Annotated in this window: 17 protein-coding genes; 7 read left to right on the top strand and 10 right to left on the bottom strand. The window is 68.5% G+C overall.

Translation table 11 applies throughout. The annotated features are described in order from the left end of the window. Nucleotides 1–343: 343 nt before the first annotated feature. The 3 genes from AB0J46_RS05750 to AB0J46_RS05740 form a co-directional block, all read right to left on the bottom strand. Entirely contained in the window at nucleotides 344–889 is a 546-nt protein-coding gene (locus tag AB0J46_RS05750; protein WP_364326916.1) for a GNAT family N-acetyltransferase, read from the bottom strand. Between the two features lie 867 nt (nucleotides 890–1,756). Beyond that, entirely contained in the window at nucleotides 1,757–2,068 is a 312-nt protein-coding gene (locus AB0J46_RS05745; RefSeq protein ID WP_364326913.1) for an immunity 53 family protein, read from the bottom strand. Nucleotides 2,069–2,354: 286 nt separating this feature from the next. After that, a complete protein-coding gene (locus tag AB0J46_RS05740) occupies nucleotides 2,355–3,149 on the bottom strand; it encodes a hypothetical protein (RefSeq protein ID WP_364326910.1) in 795 nt (264 codons plus the stop codon). A gap of 143 nt (nucleotides 3,150–3,292) precedes the next feature. Between AB0J46_RS05740 and AB0J46_RS05735 the strand changes: the two genes are divergently transcribed. Further along, nucleotides 3,293–3,673 carry a hypothetical protein gene (locus tag AB0J46_RS05735; protein ID WP_364326907.1) on the top strand — a complete coding sequence of 127 codons (381 nt, stop codon included), beginning with the start codon at nucleotides 3,293–3,295 and terminating at the stop codon, nucleotides 3,671–3,673. 136 nt (nucleotides 3,674–3,809) lie between these two features. Here AB0J46_RS05735 and AB0J46_RS05730 read toward each other — a convergent pair whose 3' ends face one another. Together AB0J46_RS05730 and AB0J46_RS05725 are read right to left on the bottom strand one after the other, a co-directional pair. Beyond that, nucleotides 3,810–5,024, bottom strand: coding sequence for a serine hydrolase domain-containing protein (locus AB0J46_RS05730; protein ID WP_364326904.1), 1,215 nt, complete (start codon nucleotides 5,022–5,024; stop codon nucleotides 3,810–3,812). A gap of 34 nt (nucleotides 5,025–5,058) precedes the next feature. After that, a complete protein-coding gene (locus AB0J46_RS05725) occupies nucleotides 5,059–6,576 on the bottom strand; it encodes a serine hydrolase domain-containing protein (protein ID WP_364326901.1) in 1,518 nt (505 codons plus the stop codon). 224 nt (nucleotides 6,577–6,800) lie between these two features. On the opposite strand from AB0J46_RS05725, the gene AB0J46_RS05720 reads away from it, so the two are divergent. Then, complete coding sequence (locus AB0J46_RS05720) at nucleotides 6,801–8,003, top strand: helix-turn-helix transcriptional regulator (RefSeq protein ID WP_364326898.1); 1,203 nt, start codon at nucleotides 6,801–6,803, stop codon at nucleotides 8,001–8,003. 59 nt (nucleotides 8,004–8,062) lie between these two features. On the opposite strand, the gene AB0J46_RS05715 is transcribed toward AB0J46_RS05720, so the two are convergent. Beyond that, nucleotides 8,063–8,401 (bottom strand): hypothetical protein, encoded by a 339-nt coding sequence (locus AB0J46_RS05715; RefSeq protein WP_364326895.1) that lies wholly within the window; start codon nucleotides 8,399–8,401, stop codon nucleotides 8,063–8,065. Nucleotides 8,402–8,781: 380 nt separating this feature from the next. On the opposite strand from AB0J46_RS05715, the gene AB0J46_RS05710 reads away from it, so the two are divergent. Further along, nucleotides 8,782–9,381: a hypothetical protein gene (locus tag AB0J46_RS05710; protein WP_364326892.1), complete on the top strand. Its 600-nt coding sequence runs from the start codon at nucleotides 8,782–8,784 to the stop codon at nucleotides 9,379–9,381. A 745-nt stretch (nucleotides 9,382–10,126) separates the two neighbouring features. Here the strand turns inward: AB0J46_RS05710 and AB0J46_RS05705 are convergent. Further along, nucleotides 10,127–10,843 carry a VOC family protein gene (locus AB0J46_RS05705; RefSeq protein WP_364326889.1) on the bottom strand — a complete coding sequence of 239 codons (717 nt, stop codon included), beginning with the start codon at nucleotides 10,841–10,843 and terminating at the stop codon, nucleotides 10,127–10,129. A gap of 265 nt (nucleotides 10,844–11,108) precedes the next feature. Between AB0J46_RS05705 and AB0J46_RS05700 the strand changes: the two genes are divergently transcribed. Together AB0J46_RS05700 and AB0J46_RS05695 are read left to right on the top strand one after the other, a co-directional pair. Continuing rightward, nucleotides 11,109–11,762, top strand: a complete 654-nt coding sequence (locus AB0J46_RS05700) for a hypothetical protein (protein ID WP_364326886.1) — start codon at nucleotides 11,109–11,111, stop codon at nucleotides 11,760–11,762. A gap of 112 nt (nucleotides 11,763–11,874) precedes the next feature. Continuing rightward, nucleotides 11,875–12,456 (top strand): hypothetical protein, encoded by a 582-nt coding sequence (locus AB0J46_RS05695; RefSeq protein WP_364326883.1) that lies wholly within the window; start codon nucleotides 11,875–11,877, stop codon nucleotides 12,454–12,456. A gap of 52 nt (nucleotides 12,457–12,508) precedes the next feature. Here AB0J46_RS05695 and AB0J46_RS05690 read toward each other — a convergent pair whose 3' ends face one another. Beyond that, nucleotides 12,509–13,117: a hypothetical protein gene (locus tag AB0J46_RS05690; RefSeq protein WP_364326880.1), complete on the bottom strand. Its 609-nt coding sequence runs from the start codon at nucleotides 13,115–13,117 to the stop codon at nucleotides 12,509–12,511. Nucleotides 13,118–13,391: 274 nt separating this feature from the next. Between AB0J46_RS05690 and AB0J46_RS05685 the strand changes: the two genes are divergently transcribed. Further along, nucleotides 13,392–13,769 (top strand): hypothetical protein, encoded by a 378-nt coding sequence (locus tag AB0J46_RS05685; protein WP_364326877.1) that lies wholly within the window; start codon nucleotides 13,392–13,394, stop codon nucleotides 13,767–13,769. A 25-nt stretch (nucleotides 13,770–13,794) separates the two neighbouring features. Here the strand turns inward: AB0J46_RS05685 and AB0J46_RS05680 are convergent, their stop codons facing one another. Together AB0J46_RS05680 and AB0J46_RS05675 are read right to left on the bottom strand one after the other, a co-directional pair. Continuing rightward, entirely contained in the window at nucleotides 13,795–15,003 is a 1,209-nt protein-coding gene (locus tag AB0J46_RS05680; RefSeq protein ID WP_364326874.1) for a DUF6461 domain-containing protein, read from the bottom strand. A 166-nt stretch (nucleotides 15,004–15,169) separates the two neighbouring features. Continuing rightward, complete coding sequence (locus AB0J46_RS05675; protein WP_364326871.1) at nucleotides 15,170–15,724, bottom strand: DUF6461 domain-containing protein; 555 nt, start codon at nucleotides 15,722–15,724, stop codon at nucleotides 15,170–15,172. 291 nt (nucleotides 15,725–16,015) lie between these two features. On the opposite strand from AB0J46_RS05675, the gene AB0J46_RS05670 reads away from it, so the two are divergent. After that, nucleotides 16,016–18,463 (top strand): hypothetical protein, encoded by a 2,448-nt coding sequence (locus tag AB0J46_RS05670; protein ID WP_364326868.1) that lies wholly within the window; start codon nucleotides 16,016–16,018, stop codon nucleotides 18,461–18,463. Nucleotides 18,464–18,643 lie beyond the last annotated feature (180 nt).

Raw genomic sequence — 18,643 nt, 5'->3', positions numbered from 1 at the left:
TGGGGCGATGAGGCCAACACGGCCATGAGGCCAGCACAGCCGCGTTCACCCCCCCCAAGGCCACTACGCCGCCACGGAACCCGAAGAGTTTTCCGGTTCGAGGTCATCGACCGGCACCAACTGCTCGCGCGGACGAGCCCGGAAACGTTGGAGGCCGGTAGGCAGGACATAGCCGACCCTGTCGTGGCGGTGAAGGCGGTCGCCGATCGTGCATGGCTGGTCGAGATGATGCGCGTCCGCACCGAATGGCCGTCCGGCAACTCCCAGCCCTTGCGTCCCGTCGAGGCCTTCGGTGGCGGCCACCTGCGCGAGCTGCGTGATCTGGTGGCTGATGCTCGCGTCTCTATCGCGGGTCGAGTACGCGCGTCATCCAGATCGAGTTACCGTGTTCGATGTCCTCGTCGATGCGGTCGCTTCGGTGGAAGCCGAGTTTCTCAAGCACGCGGAACGAGGGTGTGTTCCACTCCCGCACAGTGGCCCAGAGGCGGCGACGCCCGGTTCGAATCGCGGCTTCCAAGACCGCACGGGCGGCTTCTGTCGCATAACCATGGCCGTGAGCTCGTTGTGCCAGCTCGTACGCGATCTCAGGTTCGTCGAACGATCCCTGGCCGACGGTCAGTCCGCAATACCCGATGAACTCACTGGTGTCGCGCAGCTCTATGGCTAGCAACCCGAGCCCAGGAGCCGCCGTCAGCGGATTGTCAACGAGCCAGCCGCGGACGTCCTCGATCGTCGGCCGTCCCTCGGCGTCGATCCGCCGGCCCGCCGGCACTCGCGGGTCCCGCTCGAACCACAACCCGCGGAACTGCTCTGCATCCGACGGCACCCATCGTCGCAACTGCAGCCGCTCGGTCACCAGCTCCGCAGGAAGATCCTCATACGTCCTCATCCCGACCAACCTAACCCAAGGCTGGTCAACCTCGGACGGTGACGGAGCACGACGAGTATCCGAACGAAAAGTCCCGTCAGCGGGTGGCCACAGCTCACTTTTTGATCTTCCACTCGTCCTGCTTGCGGGGCCAGGCGGCCAACCGCAAGAAGCGCGGATCTGCCGGCGGCCGGCCGGTCACCCGTGATCCCATCTTTGCAAGGTGCTCAACACGGCCCAACGCTGCATCAAACGGATCAAACAGTGGCGTGGGCTGGCTTTCCGGTTCGACAAGACACCCGACAGTTATCTGACCGGCCTGTACCTACGCGGGGGCGTCCCATGGATCCGAAGCCTTCGGCCAGCCCGGAGATTCACACTCCGTACAGGCTTCAGAGCGAGAAGTGCCCGCCGGGGGCGGTCTTGTTTGGGTGATGTGTTCGTGGGACAGTTCGCGGTGTGGACGCGTATCGCCGATCTGGCTGGTACAGAGCCGGTCGGGCGCTTATTCTGATCAGCTTGGGCTGGGGTGCTGCTGGCTTCTTCTTCGTGTTCGCTGTCAACGACGGGCGCGTGTGGCCGAATGCTTACAGATTCCTGTTCGTCTACGTCAGCCTTCAAATGCTTGGGCTGCTGTGTGCATTTGCCGGTCGGACGCGGCACCGGGCGTGGCACAAATCTGTTAGCCGGTCATCGGAGAGCGAAGTGGGCGGCGCTGACCAGAAGGAGGCCGGAGGCGCCGCGTAGCGGGAATATCTGGGAGCCGTCCCCAGAGTCAGGGGCCTGGTGCAAGCAGGAACGTCAGCCTGGTGTGAAGCCGTGGGCTCTGCCGGAAGCTGCCGTCGGGCTCCCCCGGGCCAGCCAGCCTGAGGCCGCCTGGTGAGAGCGTCAGTCAGTGACGGAGACGGCATTGTCGACGAAGTCGCGAAATGCTTCCAACAGCTCACCGAGGTTCAGGGGCCCACATGCTCCTTCGAAGCGGATCCCGTCGCTCCAGACATGTACCCAGTCATCCGCGGTGCGTTCCACCTTTGAGAGGTCTAGCAAAGCCCCCGTAAGAGGTGTGTCGACGAGGTCGATCTTCACGTGCCATCCCGGATTGTCCAAGGTGTCGATAGTCACTCCGTAACTGTGTTCCCAGGCGTCATTGCAGCAGGAGGCGTACCAAGACTGGAGGAAGACGAGCGCATCGGTGATCACGTGGTGAGTTTGACACCTGTACCCCGTCGCGTGCCCGATGGGGCGGGGGCGAGGGGGGACAGCGGGGAGCGACGGGGAACGCGATCAGTACCGTTGACGCGCGTCTTCGCTGGGCGAGCGAGATCGGTGTGCGGCTTCGCAATGCAGGATGAAGTGCGAATCTCCTGGGGTCCACTCATACAAAGCCCAGGTCACCGGCCTCGGCTTTTATCTTCAGTGGCTCTCGTTCTGGGGTGTTCACAGCGCCGACGTCGGAAGCGGCCAAGCGGCCGGCGTGACCTTCGGGTCAGTCGTCCGACTCCTCCGACGAAACCGTCTCATCCGCGGGCGGGGGCTGTATGTCCGCCTTCATCCCCCAGTTCGACAACCGGAGATCCTCTTCGAAGGCGTAGTACGGGTTCTCTGTGGCGGACTTGTCGCGGCTGTCGTTCGGGTCGTGCCACGCGCTCCACGCTCTGCGGACGAGTTGGTCACGGCCGATCCACAACCGCCAGGACACCTTCCAGGAGGCGTACTCGCCGGTGGGCTTGCTGCGGAAGCCGATGCGCATGGCCGGGTTCACCTTGTGGAGTTGCGCGAAGGTGATGGTGCCCTCGTGGAGGGTGGTGCGCACACCGTCGTAGACTCCGGCGGGCCGCTTGCGCGCGGTGGTGGCCAACACTGCTCTGAGGGTGGCCGGGTCGCTGAGGCTGACATGGTGGCCGGACTTCAGAACGAGCCGGCACGGCCACTCGTACGTGACCCAATTCTTGCCCGGCGGCAGCGGCCGGTCGGGCTCGGCGTACAGCTGGTAGCCGCGCTTTCCGATGCAGATGTTGCGGGTCCCGTGGCGTCCCACGTTGTAGTTCGTCAGGTCTGTGGCCACGATCTTGCCCTTGCCGAACCCCACGACGCCGCGCACCGGCTTGTGGGTGGACCAACTGCCGAACCAGTTCGACCGGGTACGCTGGACGATCTTCACTCCATGGCCCGGTACGAGCTGGCGCTGAATGGCGTCGGCCGGATCCGACACGGCATCGGCCCGCACGACCGGCCCTGCAGTCACCGTGGATGCGGTCACCAGGAGAACCACCAGGGCCATTCGTCGCCTCATGAGCCAGGGATCTTCGCAGCGGCAGATCTCATCAGGATCACGCCTTTTCGGCGGGCTGGATTGAACGAACCTGCACACGAATCCGGCTCCTGGACATCGACCTGTTCGTCCCGATCCGTGACAATCACTCTGTGCGTCTCTTGTTGAAGTCTGCCTTGGCGGGGTCGGCGGTAGGGTTCTTACTGCTGCTCCTCCTCCACTGGCCGGCTCCCGATTCGGATTCCGAGGCCAAGCTGGCAGTGGCATTCGCGCTGGCGCCCTTCCCGCTCAGCATGGTGGCCGCGCTGCTTGCTCGCCTGCCTGCCTGGCCGGCCGTTGGGCTGCTGGCACCCTTCGCCATGCTGGCGGTCGTCTTCATCCAGCCGGACTATGACTCCTGGGTGCCTGATGGGCATCTCTCGCTGTACCTCTTCATCGCGGTCCCTGCGGTGACCGGCTTCACGCTCACGGCCCTGCTCTGTGCTCTGCTCTTGTCGAAGGCCGCGAGCTCTCCAGGAGTGGACGCAGCGTAGAGCACGTGTACAAGGCCGGCCGCCGTGTTCGGCCGCCCTGTGCCACACCAGCGGGAAGAGGCCCGTCACCAGTGGGAACGCGGTGATGGGCCTCTTGCGTCGTGTGCGGATGTCTACGGTGATCGCCACTGGCTCCTCAGAAGGCAGAACCGGGCCTGTCCGGCCGTGCCTGGCCGGTCGGTGTGTCGCAGAACTCCTGCTTGACGAGGGCGTCCACGAGCGTCAGGAAGTCCTTCGCCGAACCTCTGGTGGCCGAGTCCAGCCAGGTCACCGAGGCGGTCAGGGTCTTGCTGCCGTCGGGCGAGCTGTACATCAGGGCTCCGTAGCCGTGCGGCGGGCTGCCGTTGTGCTGGTAGACGGTGCCGCAGCCGGGGCCCAGGTCCTGCGCCCAGATGCCGAGGCCGTAGTCCTGCTTGGGGATGGACGTGGGGATCGCCGTGCGCATCTCGGCCAGCAGTGGGGCGGGCAGGAGCTTGCCGCCGTTCAGTGCGGAGAAGAACGTGGCCAGGTCCTGGGTGGTGGAGATCAGGTCACCGGCGCCGGTCAGCAGGGACAGGTTCTGGTGGGAGAGGTCGATCACGCGGTCCTTGTACTGGTAGTAGCCGTGGGCGTGCGGGCCGGGCAGTGCCGTCGTGCGGTTGCCCGCCGCGAGGGTGCCCCGCAGTCCGAGCGGGCCGGTGATGCGCCGCTTCAGCTCGGTGGCGTAGGAGTGGCCGGTGACGTTCTCGATCAGCAGCAGCGCCACCGTGTAGTTGGTGTTGGAGTAGCTCCACTGCGTCCCTGGTTCGAAGCGCGGCTTCTTGGACAGCGCCAGACGTGCCAGGTCCTCGGGCTCGTAGCTGTTGAACCGGTTGGGCACCCATTCGTCTCCGTTGGCGGGGATGCCCGGCTCGTCCATCGTCCCGTCGGGGTTGTACTCGCCGGTGTAGTTGAAGATCCCGCTGGTGTGCCGCAGCAGCATCCGTACGGTGATGCGCTCGTCCAGCCCGTAGCCGGGCAGGTAGTCGGCGGCGGGGCTGTCCAGCTCGATCCTGCCCTCGGCCACCAGTTGCAGCACCATGGTCGCGGTGAAGGTCTTGGTGATGCTGCCCGCCCAGAAGCTCCCGTCGGCCGGGGGCTTGGCGGCCGATCCCAGCTTGCGCACCCCGGCGCCCGCGGCCCAGTCGCCCTGCTGATCGCGCACGCGTAGCTGGATCCCGGTGAAACCGGCGTCGACGAAGGCGTTCATCGCCTTGCGCAGCTCCGGGCGATCCTGCGCGGTGGAGGCGGCCATGGCGGGGGTGGCGGCCCCCGCCAGCACCGCCGTTGCGAGCGCCGCGACGGCCGTGCGCCGGCTGATCGTCGTGTTCATGATGTCCTCGTCTCCGGGGTCTTGGTCGGTGTTCTCAGCTCGTGGTGCGGCCGTCGCCGAACACCTCGTCGATGAGCCGCTGTGTCGCCTGCTGGAAGGCTGCCGCCTTGGACAGGGCGGCGTCGTCCACGTAGGTCATGGAGGCCGTCATCGTCTTGCGGCCGTCGGGCGTGCTGTACATCAGCGCCGCGGAGCCGGCCATGCCGCCGTTGTGGTGGTGGACCGTGCCGCCGTTCTCGCCCAGGTCCTGCTCGAAGATCCCCAGGCCGTAGCCGATCTTCGGGTCCGGCTTGCGCATCTCGGTCAGCAGTTCGGCGGGCAGCAGCCGGCCGCCGTTCAGCGCGGAGAAGAACGTGTGCAGGTCCTGGGTGGTCGAGATCAGGTCGCCGCCGGCGGAGATCCACGAGGGATTCTGGCTGGTGACGTCCACCGTGTGCTCCTGGCCGCCGTCCTCGTACCGGTAGTAGCTGTGGGCGTGCGGTCCGGTGATCTCCGTCGAGGTGCCCGGCGCCTCGGTGCCCGTCAGTCCCAGCGGGTCCAGGATCAGCCGCTGCAGTTCCTCGGCGAACGAGCGGCCCGTGACCCGCTCGATCAGTAGCCTGGCCAGCACGTAGTTGGTGTTGGAGTAGCTCCAGTCCGTGCCCGGCTCGAAGCGCGCCGGCTTGGACAGCGCCAGCCGGACCAGCTCCTCGGGCTGGTGGGTGTCGAACCGGCCGTCCACCCATTCCTTGCCCGACCACGGGATTCCCGGCGCGAACGTCCCGTCCTCGTAGTACTCGCCGGTGTGGTTGAAGATCCCGCTGGTGTGCTGCAGCAGCATCCGTACGGTGATCCGCCCGTCCAGCGCGAACTCGGGCAGGTAGCCGTCCACCGGGCTGTCCAGCCCGATCCTGCCCTCGGCCACGAGCTGCAGCACCACGGTCGCGACGAACGTCTTGGTGGAGCTGCCGACCCGGAACCGTCCGTCCGCCGGCGGCTTCTCCGGCGAGCCCAGCTCGCGCACCCCGGCGGTGCCGACCCACTCGCCGCGCTCGTCGTTCACCCGCAGTTGCATTCCGGTGGCCACCCCGGAATCGACGTACGCCTGCATGGCCTCCTGCAGTTCCGGGCGATCCTGCCCGGCCACGGTGCTCGCCGCGCTCACCTCGGACGTGACCGGAGCGGTGTCGAGGGCTGCGCTGATCTTGCGGGCCATCTCGGTCATGGTGGGGCTGGGCGTCCCGTGGGCGGCCGCTTCGACGGCGACCAGGACGGTGCGGCGGAAGTTGTCGGCCTCGGCCGGTGCCGACTTCGCGAGCAGGCTCATGGAGGCGTTCAGGGCAGGCAGCACCTGGTCGGCGAGTTCGGCCACGGTCCTGCCGTACTTCACGCCCTTGGGCGCCTTGGCCAGCACGTGCCCGACCAGGCCGGTCGCGGAGGTCAGGGCGACGGAGCCCTCGGCGGCGGCCTTGTGGGCCGAGCCGGCGGCACCGGCGGCGGACATCAGCGAGACGGCGCCCCAGGCGGCGGTGCGCAGGGTGAGCTGGTCCTGGTCGGTGAGGGCGAGGGACATGGCGGTGCTCCTTCGGGTTTCTTCTGGCTTGTCGGTGACGAGGTCCGTTGGCGACGACAGGAACGCTACGACTGTTGCCACAGGTTTGGCAAGTAGTTGCCAAGGCGAATTGCCAAAGCTGCACCGCACTGACATCGGACTGAGGCAAGAACTTGTCTAGAGTGAGGCAAGTGAGCTACCCTCCGGACGTCGGACGACGTCAACCGCTACCCGGGAGTTCGGACATGCTCGAACAACCACTCTTCGGCCGCCGACTGAGGCAACTGAGGACGGAACGCGGCCTGACGCTCGCAGCCCTCGCGGGCGAGGGCATGTCCACCGGATACCTGTCCCGGCTGGAGTCGGGGGCGCGTCAGCCCACCGAACGGGCCATCACGCACCTGGCCACCCAGCTCGGCGTCAGCCCCGCCGCCCTCACCCAGTCCACCGCCACCTCCCTGGCCGAGAGCCTGACCCTGGCCACCGGCCTGAGCCAGGACGAAGGCGGCCAGACCCTCAGCGACGCCCTGAAAACCTCCCGCGGGGAGGACCCCCTGCTGCGCTGGCAGGCCCTCTGGCAGGTCGCCGAATGGCGTCAGTGGCGTCAGGAGTACGCCGAGCAGCGCACCTGCCTCGACGAGCTGGCCGCGCTCAGCGCGCAGATCGGGCTGCCCGAGCTGCAGTCCAGAGTGCTGGCCGCACTGTCGCGCTGCATGCGCAGCACCGGAGAGATCGCCGGCGCCGTCGACGCCGCAACACACGCCTACGAGCTGGCCGAACGCGAAGCGCTGCCCGCCCGCGTCCGGGCCTCCACGCTGCTGGCCCTGGTGTCGGCGCTGGCCGAGGCCGGGCGGCTGCCCGACGCCGCGCGGCATGCCGACGAGCTGCTCACGCTGGCGGACCAGGTCTCGGGAGCGCTGCGGGCGCAAGCCGTGTGGACCGTGGCCAACATCCGGGTCCGCCAGGGCGACCTCGACACCGGCGCGCAGCTGATGGACCAGGCCATCGACGGCTTCGACGGCCGTGACGACCTGACGCTCTGGATGCGCCTGCGCCTCGGCGCGGCCCGGCTCGACCTCAGGGCCGATCCGCCCAGAACGGAGTCCGCCCGGCGGCGTGTCACCGAAGTCCAGGCCGCGATGCCGTTCGCGGGCGCCCCCGCCATCGAGCAGCAACTGCTGGCCGTGCGCGCCCGGATCGCCGTCCTCGCCGGCGACCTCGTCGAGGCCCGCACGGTCCTCGACCGGCTGACCGGCTTCGACGACCTGCTCCCCTACCAGGAGCGGATGCGGCTCGACGTCCTGCGCAACCGCGTCCTGCTCCTGGAGGGCGAGCAGGACACGGCGCTCGCCGGGCTGCGCAAGCTCGCCGAGCAGGCCCAGCAGAGCGGCAACATGGACCTGGCCGCGGACATCTGGCGACTCGTCGCCGAATCCCTGACCAAGTAGGACGCTGTTCCAGCCCGGGTGGCGGCCTCCCGCCGCCGCCCTGGAAGCTCGCCCCGGGGTCAGCTGGAGGCCAGGGCCACTGTGGGAGGCAGGTGGGAGGCCCTGATAGCCGGGTAGATCCCGGCGATCGCGCCGACGGCCAGCGTGGCGGCGAAGGCGCCGGCCGGCACCCACGCGGGCACCGTGGGCGGCCAGCCCTGCCACAGCGCGTACCCGGCGGTCACCAGCCCGCCGAGCGCCAGCCCAGCCACTCCGCCGAGCGCCGACAGCAGCAGGGTGGTGAAGGTGCCCGCAGCGGCCGCGCGGGCGGCCAGCGCGTCCGACGGGCGGGAGACCGCGAGGTCGTGCGGTCGCTCCGGGCTGACCGTCCGCGCGAGCATGACTGCGACCTGCTCCACCGATTCCTCGCTCGACCGCTCGTACACGGTGGTGGGGTGATCGTCGAAGCCGAGCCGCGACGGCGATCCATTCGAGATCGAGCTCTACGAGCATGCGTCAGATCCACAGGTCCGACTGATCGACCGGGCAGTCCGATCGCGAGTTGGCCAGTATTTCCGGCATCTCAGACGCCTACAAGAGCGGACGAAGAACGCGTGACGCCGGAGCATGCTCCGGGATGCACGCGGGATGGACCGACATTGCAGGGCCGAGGGATAACGTCGAACCTTGTATCTTCCATCAGCAGTAAGTGCAGCTCAGAGGCTATTCGGGCCTCTTCTGCGTTTCTGGAGGAGACGAGGGCTGCTTCGCTCCTGTCAGCTTCCGCGACAATCATCACGTGATCGATCACTACCGCAATCTTTTCAGCCAACAGCAGTACTTTGAGGAGGCCCTCTGCTGGACCGTAGTGCAACCCCGCGATGAAGAGATCACAGTGGACGATCTCCTGCGGCGGCTGAACGGGGGCCGTGATCCCGAGAAACGCATCATGGAGTACCCCACAGAGGAGGCCGGGGAGGAGGACATGCCCGTGCTCTTCGTCTACCAGGGTGAAGGAGCCTGGGGTTTCCTCGAGTTCTCCCATGGCTTCGCCCCGCCCGATCACATTCTCACTGAACTCAGCAAAGAGTCACGCGTGTGGATGACGACCTGGCACTTCAACGGGGGATACACGATTCTCTACGCGGCCAACGGCAGGATCAGGGCACGGATGCGCGACTTCATCTTCGCCGAGCACGCCGTCCAGGAGGGCGATCCAGGCATCCTGGCCGAGTTCCGCGGCATGCTCGACAGCCTCGATCCCGAGGACTATCGAGGCAAGCGCAGCGCGGCGTTCGCCTTCATCGAGGCGTCCACTGGCATGGGCATCGAAAGCGAGTGGCTGGATGTGTTGGAGGAGGCATCCGTCATCGTTCTCGACAACTGGAGCGAGGACTGAAGCGCAGGCTCGACTCCAGCGCTGGTGAGCGTTGAGCCCGCGCCTCCGGTGGGGGCACTTCGGCTCGGGGGTGATCAGGTGGCGAGAAGGTTAAACGACCGCACCCGAACCGCCTGAGCGGCCCTTTGGTCGCTGCAGATAGGCCATGGATCTCGGTATGAGGTAACAGGTTATGGCCGCCAGTATCCACGCGATCCCCAGGGCGATACCAATCCATGAGATCACCAGCGGTGTCAGGAACGATGCATTCGCTTCCGACGGCTCGACCACCCTCGCACGCATCCACTTGTCCTGCACCCCCAACTGCATGAGGATGCTGGGAACAAGGACCACAAGCCCAATCCCCATCAACACCCGGCTACATGCTCTTAAAATCATTTGCTCCCCGTTCCGGTCAAGAGTCGCATCAGAGTAAGGCCCCCAATATGTGACCGATCGTAGGGCGATTGCGGGGTTGTGCCTTGCGCGCAAGCGATCCAGCGTTCTGAACTTTCGGAGAGCATAAGGGGTGGGCGATGAACACTTTTCGATGTGCGGCATCCGGCTCAAGCTGGGCGAGGGCTCCCGTACTACCCGGTCAATCGCAGAGGAACGAGGAACTCCACGCCTGCATCACCTGATCATCGCCGGCATCCGGCTCGACGAGTGCCGACTCCCGCGGTGCCGCGTTGGCGCAGCACGGTCCGTACGACCGCAGGCTGGCAACTGACATGCCGGAAACACGGACCGGACGGGCAGAGCTGCGCTACCGGGGGCTGCGTACGGAGAATTCGTTGCCGTCCGGGTCGAACATCAGGACCTGGCCGCCATCGCCCTCGCCGGTACGCGTCGCCCCGAGCGAGAGCAGGCGATCGACCTCCGCCTCCCAGTCGGCGTCGGCGGGCGTCACCAGCTCGAAGCACAACCTGTTCGTGCCCGTCTTCGGCGCCACCGGAGGACCACCCCACGTGATCTTCGTACCGCCGCTCGGCGACTGGATCGCGGTCTCCTGGTCCTGGTCCCAGACCAGTGGCCACCGCAGCGCCTCGCTCCAGAAGTAGCCGACCTCCTGGGTGCCGTCGCAGGCCAGCGCACCGATGACGCCGGTGTCGGCGAGGAACTTGTTGCCCGCCTCGATGACGCAGAACTCGTTGCCCTCCGGATCGGCGAGCACCACGTGTCCCTCTTCCGGGAGTTGGCCCACGTCGATGTGCTTCCCGCCGAGTCTCAGCGCTCTGGCCACCGTCTGCTGCTGATCGTCCGGGGAGGTGCTCGTCAGGTCGAAGTGCGCCCTGTTCTGGCCGATCTTCGGTTCCAGGCTCGGCAGGAAACGGACGCGGAAGCCGGCAGGGTTGGGCGGCAGGATCGCGACGTCGTCGTCAGGGCCGTCGGCCATCTCCCAGCCCAGTACCCCCGACCAGAACCGCGCCAGGTCCGAGGGACGGATCGCATTGAAGCAGATCGCGAACAATTGACTCGTCATACCTCACGCATCCCCTATTCGCCAAGCTTGATACAAGACCGGCTCCGCCGGCACAGCCTAAAGGTGTCCACGCGACGCCGCACCTGAGTTTCGTGGCAGGCGGCCCGGATGGGGGACGCGACCGGTACACCGCTTTGCTCCCCGCCCATGGACGACTCCTGCGCACCGACCGGCAACCCCAGCGGGTCCTGGATCCACACCTACAATGCTCACCACATCGCCGACTTGTATCCGTTCCCGGGCCTGACCGCGAGGGAGGACAACGATGAGGAAGCAGACCCTTCCCGCGCTCGCCCTCGCCGCCGCGGCGGCCCTGTCCGCCTGTGATGGACCCAGCGGCGGCGCAACCGCGAGACAAGCGGGCCCGAAGCAGGCGCATGCCCTCGGCTCTGAAGCGAAAGGCTCTTTGGACGTGTCGCTGTTACGCGTGGTCGAGGCCGACTTCGATCCGTACGGAACGCCGGAGGAACTCGCTGCGGACCGCCCCGTCGTGGCAGCCGGAACAATCGACGGCTGGCAGCAGGGCCCCGTTTTGAAAACGTATCCCGGCGGTCCTCTGGACCATCGCGTCGTCCTGCGGATGCGTGTCAAGGAAGCGCTCAAGGGCGTCAAGGGGCGGAAAACGATCCCTGATGGGCTCGTTTACATTGAGCTCAGCCAGGGTGGTGTGGTCAGCGATCCGAAGGTCCCGGTCGAGCAGTGGAAGCCGCGCAGATCCGTCGCAGATTTGAAGAAGCGCTTCCGGTCGGCACCAAGATGCTCGCGTTCCCGCGCGAGCGTCCTGGTCAGGAACTGGAGGTGCACGACCAGGGGAACCTCTTCCGCCGGATGCCGAGCTGATGCTCGTGCCTCCGCAGGGGCTGATATTCGAAGATTCGCAAGCTGGTCGGTCGGCGATCCGGAGGTACGGCTTTGGTAGGGGGTAAGGAACGGCTGAGCGTCGGAGGCGAGGCCTGGTCCAGGCTCAGGGACATGGGTGAGTTGGTCGCCCGCCTGAAGCAGCACGGAATCACCGAATGACTCAAGGCCCCATGTCGGACGAGATCGTCGCTCGTTACGGCGACATGCTGAGCGGCCTCGACACCATCGCCTACACGGTGACGCTTCCCGACTCCGGTGTCCTGTCCATCAAAGACGCCGTACGCCGACTCGGGGCAGACCTCGCCACCCTCCAAGGCCCCGACGAGCTGCCGCACAGCACCGGCTCCATCAGTCTCTACCGGGTCGGCAACGGCATCGTCACGCTGGACTGGGTCAACCCGGGCGGCGACCGCACGGAGATGACCGAGCGACTCGCCGGCGAGGGGTTCCGGCACTGGTACGTGTCCTTCGACATCGAAGGCAACACCAGCATGTACGCCCGCTACGGCCACGCCGAAGGCTTTCTCGACCACCCGGATCCAGACCCCCTGCCTTTCACGCGATGGGCGGACCACCTGGGTCCCTTGAGCCCGTACATCGACCTTCTCGTGAGCGGCTATGACAGCGAGGACGCGGAGGCGAGGGTGGACATAATCGCGGCCTGCCTCGCCGTGGTGGAGCTGGAAAGCGGCGTCCGCCTGGACGAAGCACTGATGGACAGCCCCCACTGGGCACTGCCGATCCCTCTGTGACACAGCTCGCCGCCATGACCGCCACACCCCGCGGGGTGACGATGGGTGGCGATCATTCCGGTGTCGGCTGATCGCGAGGTTCATGTGGGATCAGCAGCCACCGGGCGAAACAGTTCTCGTCGTCCAACAGGGTGTGCCAGCGCACCTTGAACGCGAACGTCGTGCACGTCGTCGTCAACATAAGGCCTGGATCGCCGTCGCGCGACGGTCGTCCGTGCGACGACGGCACCGATCCTGGTCGGGCGGGCGCCAGGGGTTGTGAGTGTGGTCCGGTGCCGTCGCATGCGGCACTGAACAAGGCGAGCTCGCCACTGTGGACGATGAGCGGGTCACCGTCCTCATCGTCGGCGTCGGGGTAGCGGAGGGCGTCGGTCAGCACGCGCGGGTAGTCGGGGCCGGAGGCCTGCACGACGGCGATGGCGCCGTCGTCTGCCTGGAAGACCTCCATCCAGCTGTCGTCGCGGACGACTCCGTCGGCGCCGATGAGGACCGCTCGGCCGGCTCCGACCGGGATGCCGGTGGTTTCCGGGCCGAGATCCACAACCTCGTCGTACTGGTCGCCGCTGAACCCGCGCCAGGCGTCGCGCAGCGAAGCGTCGACAGCGAGAAACGGATCGCCGTTCGTCCACAGCCGGCCCAGATGCACCCACGGTTCCCGCATCGGCCCATTGTGGATGCAGGTTCAGCGAAAGCCGCACGAGAGCTCCCCGCTGCCGTGAAGGGCGCCTGCTGACATACGTACGGGAAATGATCTAGGCTGGGCGCCCTTTTCCTGCGATCACATGGCGGCTGTCTTGCCTCCGTTATCGGCGATTCCTCCGCGCTGGGGAGTGCCCCTTTTGACCTTGGCGGCTCTGGCGGCTCCCGCTTTGCGTACCTTGCAGTGGCGCCTATCTGGCGGGCCGACCTACTCGGCGCACGGCTATGCCTGCCCCTTGAGTGCCGAGCCGTGGAAACCCGGGAAGTTCGATTGGCTGATCGAGATCAACTGGGGGACCATCTCCGCGGAGTTGTCCGGCTGGCCCACAGGGGTGATGGCGCTGGGGCTGTGTGCGACTCTCTCCCTTCGTGGCGGGTGGGGGGTATGGGCCGCATGGGTGACGGTGGCGCTGTTCGTGGTCTTCGCCGGGGTGTTCAGCCTTCCCTACGCTGTTCGGGTCATCTTGGACGGTTGCCGGGAAACGCTTGAGTTCGGTGGCTGGGACATCGTCAGGTTCGGACCGATGCTGCACTATTCGGCGGGCGCGGTGCTGGTCACGTTCTTGGCGCTGGTCCGGCGTGCGGAGACGGGCGGCGGCGTCCCGGGTTCCTGATCGGCAGGTCGGCAGATCGCATCCGCTACGTCGAGGAGGCGCGCAGCCTCGCGGCGACGGCCGCCGCGAGGTCGCGGTCGGCCATGAGCTGACCTGGGTGAATCAGGAGATAGTGGGTGTTGTAGGCGGCCCTCCTGGGGTCGGGGGACAGGGCGTGGCGTACCGACGACGCCGCCTGCCAGCGCGGCCGGATCGCCTCCCGCTCCGCTTCGCCCGGACGGTGATGCCACCGGCAACTCGGGCAGGCCGGCATGCCGGTCGGGTTGTCGAGGGCGAAGATGTTGCGCCTGTCGGTCGGGGAGCGGTGCGGGTCCGCGGCCGGGCCGGCCAGCCACTCGCCGGTGGCCTCGTCGATCGGATGGCCGGTCAGCTCCGACTCGTGACGGCGGATGAGCTCGGCGAGCGGGGAGTCGTGCTCGACCGGCCCCGTCTCGCCCTGTTCGGCCGACGCCAGCGCGGCGGCCAGCACCGGGTGGTCGGCCACGCCGGCCAGTGCACACTGGCGGCGGGCCTCGGCGACCGCGGCCCGGCGCTGGAGGCCGGGGGAGGCGTGGTCGATGGCCTCGGCGAGCTTCCGGTCGAAGGCGCGCAGGGCGTGCGCGGCGAGCGGGTCGCCTCGCGGAGGGTCGTTCGGAGCGCGGTCGGTGATGACGCCGCCGGGCAGTGGCGCGTCCAGCAGCGCGGGGGTGAACAGCACTCCTGAGATGCGGCTTGCCAGGGCGAGGGCCGCGGGAACGCGGCCGGAGAGGTACTGGAACTCGTCCGCCGGTTCGGGGTCGAGGCCCAGCTCGCGCATGTCCTCGTTCAGCGCGTCAGGGTGGCTGCCCCAGCGCTCCTGGGGCGTCTGCGGACGGAATGCCGTCCGGATCCGGCCGTCCGTGGCGTGTTTGAAGTCGTGCGATGCCGCGTAATTGTGGCGCATGACGGAGACGGCCTCGCCGCCGTCGCGGGTCAGCTCGCGCAGCGTCTCGCGGCGGGTGCCCTCCCAGCCGCCGTATTCGAAGGCGACGGTCCAGCCGCCGGCCCTGGTCACCAGCACCATGTCGCAGCAGCCTTCGTTCACCCCCATGCGCTCGGCGACCTCCCCGTCGTCCACGACATGGATGTTGGCGTCGACGACGCCGAACCGCCGGAGTGTCTCGCGCTCGTCCAGGCCGCGGACGAAGGTGATGGTGTAGATCTCCAAATGCCAGTCGTTCTCCCATGCGTAATCCGCGGGCGTGATTCTGCGCACCGGTTTCTCCCTCCTGAGTGATCACGGGGAGTGTGGCAGGCGGATCTGACATTCCCGCGGGGATCACCGGCGAGCGGTGCGCCGCACTTCGTGGTGCGGTTGACCGTTGTGAAGACCGAGGAGGGGGACGGGCGCCGGGTGGCCGTCGGCGGAGTCCTCGGCGCGGTCAATCATCCATGAGGTGATCGGTCGAACCGGTGAGGGCCGGTCGGGCGTAGTGGGCGCGGGACAGGTGTACGCCGGTGGCGCGGGAGGCGAGGGCCAGGGCACCGGGGATGGGGGCTTCGTAGGGTCGGTCCCCGTCGTCGTACAGGCCCAGTTCGCGGACGTCCGCGAGCAGCCGGTCGGGATCGTCGCCCTCCCGGTAGCGGTAGCCGTACAGGCCGAACGTGGTGATCAGGCGGTCGTTCACCCGGTAGGTGAAGTCCGAGTCCTCGACATCGGCGAACACCATGGCCGCGGCCGTACCCAGTGACAACGGCTCGGCCAGGTTGCTGACGTACTTGGTGGCCCATCCCGTGTCGGCGAGGACGGTTCCGCCCCGAGCGGCGTAGGCGGCGACGTTGAAGTCGCCGCGACTGCCGGGCGTGACCTTGATCCGTCGCAGCGCGTCGGAGGGGGACAGGTCACGGACGAAGGTGATGCACAAGACGGTGGTGCCGACACCGTCGGTCCACCGGTCGCTCAACCAGGCGTAGTCTGCCGCGGTCGCCCCGCCCATGTGCGCTCCTGGATCGTTTCGGGTGGCCGTCAGCCTAGACCGGACCGCGGATGCGCCGCTCGATCAGCCGGGCCGGAATCCGCTACGGCAACCCATGACAGTGATTCGCAAGGACGTCACGGTGCAATATGGGTCATCTCGTCGGGCTCAAACGGAGTGTCGGTGCAGGGAAATATGAAGTGTCCGGACTGCGGGGTGATGTTGTCCGGGGCCGGACTTCAGGAGCCGGTTTCCAGATGCCCGGGGTGTGCGCTGCCTCTGCAGGGCCCCGTCGCGCATGAGCTCTGGCAGGTGGATCAGGCTCTCGCCAGCTTGGGGGACCAGCTCGCCGGGCTGCAGGCCCGCCGTACGGAGCTGCTCGGCGTCTTACGTGCCGAGGCGGCGAGCGCGGGTGTGGCGGGGCAGCCAGGGGCGAGCGCGGGTGTGGCGGGTCAGCCGGGGGCGAGCGCGGGCGCGGCGGGGCAGGGTTTCGCGGGGGTGGCGCCTCCTGACGCGGGGGCGTTGCCGCCGTATCGAGGTGCGGTGCCTCCGCACGCGGGCGCGTTTCCGTCGTATCCAGGGCCGGTGCCTCCCTACGCGGGCGCGTTGCCGCCGTATCCGGGGGTGGCGGCCGGATCCGGGGGTGCGGGCCCCGGCGCGGCGAGGCCGGAGGTTTCCGCGGGCACCGCGAAGAACGTCCTGCTCATCCTCGGTGGTCTGCTGCTGACGGTGGCGGCGGCGGTGTTCACCGTGGTGAGCTGGGGCCGGCTGGGCATCGGCGGGCGCGCGGCCGTGCTGGCCGCGTTCACCGCACTGGTGATGCTGGCGCCGGTCGTGCTGATCCGGCGCAGGCTCACCGCGACGGCCGAGACCATGGCCGGGTTCGCGGTCGCGTTGCTGCTGCTCGACGGCTACGCGGCCAGGCGGGTGGGACTCCTCGGGGTGGACTCCCTCGACGTGTTGCAGTACACGGCGGGCGTGTTCGGGCTCACCGCGCTGATCCTGGTGGCCTATGCCCGGATCACCCGGCTTCGCGGGCCTGCTCCCGTCGCCGTCGTGCTGGCGCAGCCGGTCCTTGCGCTGCTGGTCGGTGACTGGGCGGTGACCTGGCTGGTGTCCGCGCTGGTGGCGACGGCGGCGCTGGACGTCGCGCTCGTCCGCCGCGGCCGGGGAGCGGTGCGGGTGACGGCCGCCTCGACCGGCAGCGGGGTCGCGGTCCTCGCCCTGCTGAGCGGCGTGCCGTACGCGCTGGGATCGCCTTCCGTCGGTCAGGCGCTGGTCAGGTCGGTGCCGCTGGTCGCCTTGGTGCTGCTCGGCGGGTGGGTGACCTGGCTGCTGGCCAGGTGGGGCGACGCCGAGAGGGAGATCTGGGGCTCCGCGGTCGCCGTCGGGACCGCGCTCACGCTGATCGCCGTGCCGGCGGCGCTGGCGCAACCGATGCTGGACGGTCCGGGCATGGACTGGCGTCCCCTGGCCTACCTCGTCCCGGCGCTCGGGGTGGTGCTCGCCGCCTGCCGGTTGCCCTGGCGGCGGGTACGGGCGGCGGTCATGGGCACCGGCGGGCTGGTGGCGCTGCTGACCATGCTGACAGTGCTGCCTCGGCTGGTGGTCACCCTGGCGGCGCCGTTCGCCTGGCTGGACGTCCTCTGGACAGGTGCCTGGAACGGGCGGGAGTGGCCGCCGTTCGAGATGGCGTCACCGGTGGACGTGGTGGTCCTGGCCATACCGGCGGCCGCCCTCCTCGCGGCGGCCGGGCGCGGCCACGGTGGGCGGTTGGGCAAGGTGGCGGCGGCCGGGGCGCTGGTGGCCGGGGCGCTCGCGATCGCGGTCGCCCCCCAGGCCTTCGGGATGCCCTACCCGGTCGCGACGGCGGTGCAGGCGGCGTCGGCCGTCTCACTCGCGGTGGCCGCCATCCGCGGCCGGACGCCCTGGTGGGCGGTGGCCTGCGCGCTCGTCGCCGCTCCCGTCTCGGTACGGGCGGCGGCGTACGCGTTCGGCAGCGAGCCGGCGACGCTGATCGTGCTGCCGATCCTGGCGGCGGCGGCCGTCGCGATGGCGCTGTCGGCCAGGCTGAAGGAACTCCGGCTCTGGGGGGTCGGCTTCGCCGCCCTGTTCCTCGGCCTGGAGGCGGTGGCGGCGGGGCTCTCGCTGGGCGTGCGCGTCCTGGTCGCGGGGAGCATGGGGTTCGCCGTGGCGGGGGTGCTGGTGCTGCTCATGTCGCTGTGGACGGGCTCGGCCGGCCGGAGCGGCGGGAACGGTTTCAGGTACGCCGGCGCCGTCCTGCTGCTGCTGGCGTCGTGGCTGCGGCTGGGGGCGGACGAGGTCACCGTCGTCGAGGCGTACACCGTGCCGTGCTCGCTGGTGCTGCTGGGATCCGGCTGGTGGCGGCGGCGCGGCGCGGCGGTCCCGTCGTGGGCCGCCTACGGGGCGGGTCTCTCCTTCACGATGCTGCCCAGCCTGGTGGCGGTGTACTCGGACGCCGAATGGCGGCGGTCGCTGGTGCTCGGCGTGCTGGCGCTGGCGGTGCTGCTCGCCGGGGTCCGGTCCAAGCTCCAGGCGCCCACGTCGGTCGGGGCGGTCGTGGTCGCCGGGGTCGTGGTGCGGGAACTGGCTCCGTACGTGTCGGAGCTGTTCCTCGCGGTGCCGCGCTGGGTGCCGATCGCCGTGGGGGGCCTGCTGCTCGTGGTGGTCGGGGCGACGTACGAGGCCCGCATGCGCGACCTGCGCCGGCTGCGCGACACCCTCGCGACGATGGGCTGAGGCCGCAGGGCCGGCGGGGGCCGGCTGCGTCCCGCCGGATGTCAGCGGCCATGTCAGGGCGGTGACGGCGCGGTATCAGAGCGGCCCGCGATGGTTGACCCATGAACGGTTCAGCGATGCGGCCCCAGGGCCGCGAAGCGGGCCAAGTGCCCGTCCCTCCAGGGGCGGGCGTCGGAGACC

Source organism: Nonomuraea sp. NPDC049758 (assembly GCF_040674635.1).
Taxonomy (GTDB): domain Bacteria; phylum Actinomycetota; class Actinomycetes; order Streptosporangiales; family Streptosporangiaceae; genus Nonomuraea.
Note: the sequence above shows the minus strand (reverse complement) of the source record. Positions and strands in the feature narration are given on the sequence as shown.

Bases quoted from the DNA above. Each gene is read 5' to 3' on its own strand.
- AB0J46_RS05740 (WP_364326910.1), bottom strand. From the start codon at position 3,149: ATGGCCCTGGTGGTTCTCCTGGTGACCGCATCCACGGTGACTGCAGGG.
- AB0J46_RS05730 (WP_364326904.1), bottom strand. From the start codon at position 5,024: ATGAACACGACGATCAGCCGGCGCACGGCCGTCGCGGCGCTCGCAACG.
- AB0J46_RS05705 (WP_364326889.1), bottom strand. From the start codon at position 10,843: ATGACGAGTCAATTGTTCGCGATCTGCTTCAATGCGATCCGTCCCTCG.
- AB0J46_RS05725 (WP_364326901.1), bottom strand. From the start codon at position 6,576: ATGTCCCTCGCCCTCACCGACCAGGACCAGCTCACCCTGCGCACCGCC.
- AB0J46_RS05690 (WP_364326880.1), bottom strand. From the start codon at position 13,117: ATGCGGGAACCGTGGGTGCATCTGGGCCGGCTGTGGACGAACGGCGAT.
- AB0J46_RS05695 (WP_364326883.1), top strand. From the start codon at position 11,875: ATGTCGGACGAGATCGTCGCTCGTTACGGCGACATGCTGAGCGGCCTC.
- AB0J46_RS05750 (WP_364326916.1), bottom strand. From the start codon at position 889: ATGAGGACGTATGAGGATCTTCCTGCGGAGCTGGTGACCGAGCGGCTG.
- AB0J46_RS05675 (WP_364326871.1), bottom strand. From the start codon at position 15,724: ATGGGCGGGGCGACCGCGGCAGACTACGCCTGGTTGAGCGACCGGTGG.
- AB0J46_RS05720 (WP_364326898.1), top strand. From the start codon at position 6,801: ATGCTCGAACAACCACTCTTCGGCCGCCGACTGAGGCAACTGAGGACG.
- AB0J46_RS05700 (WP_364326886.1), top strand. From the start codon at position 11,109: ATGAGGAAGCAGACCCTTCCCGCGCTCGCCCTCGCCGCCGCGGCGGCC.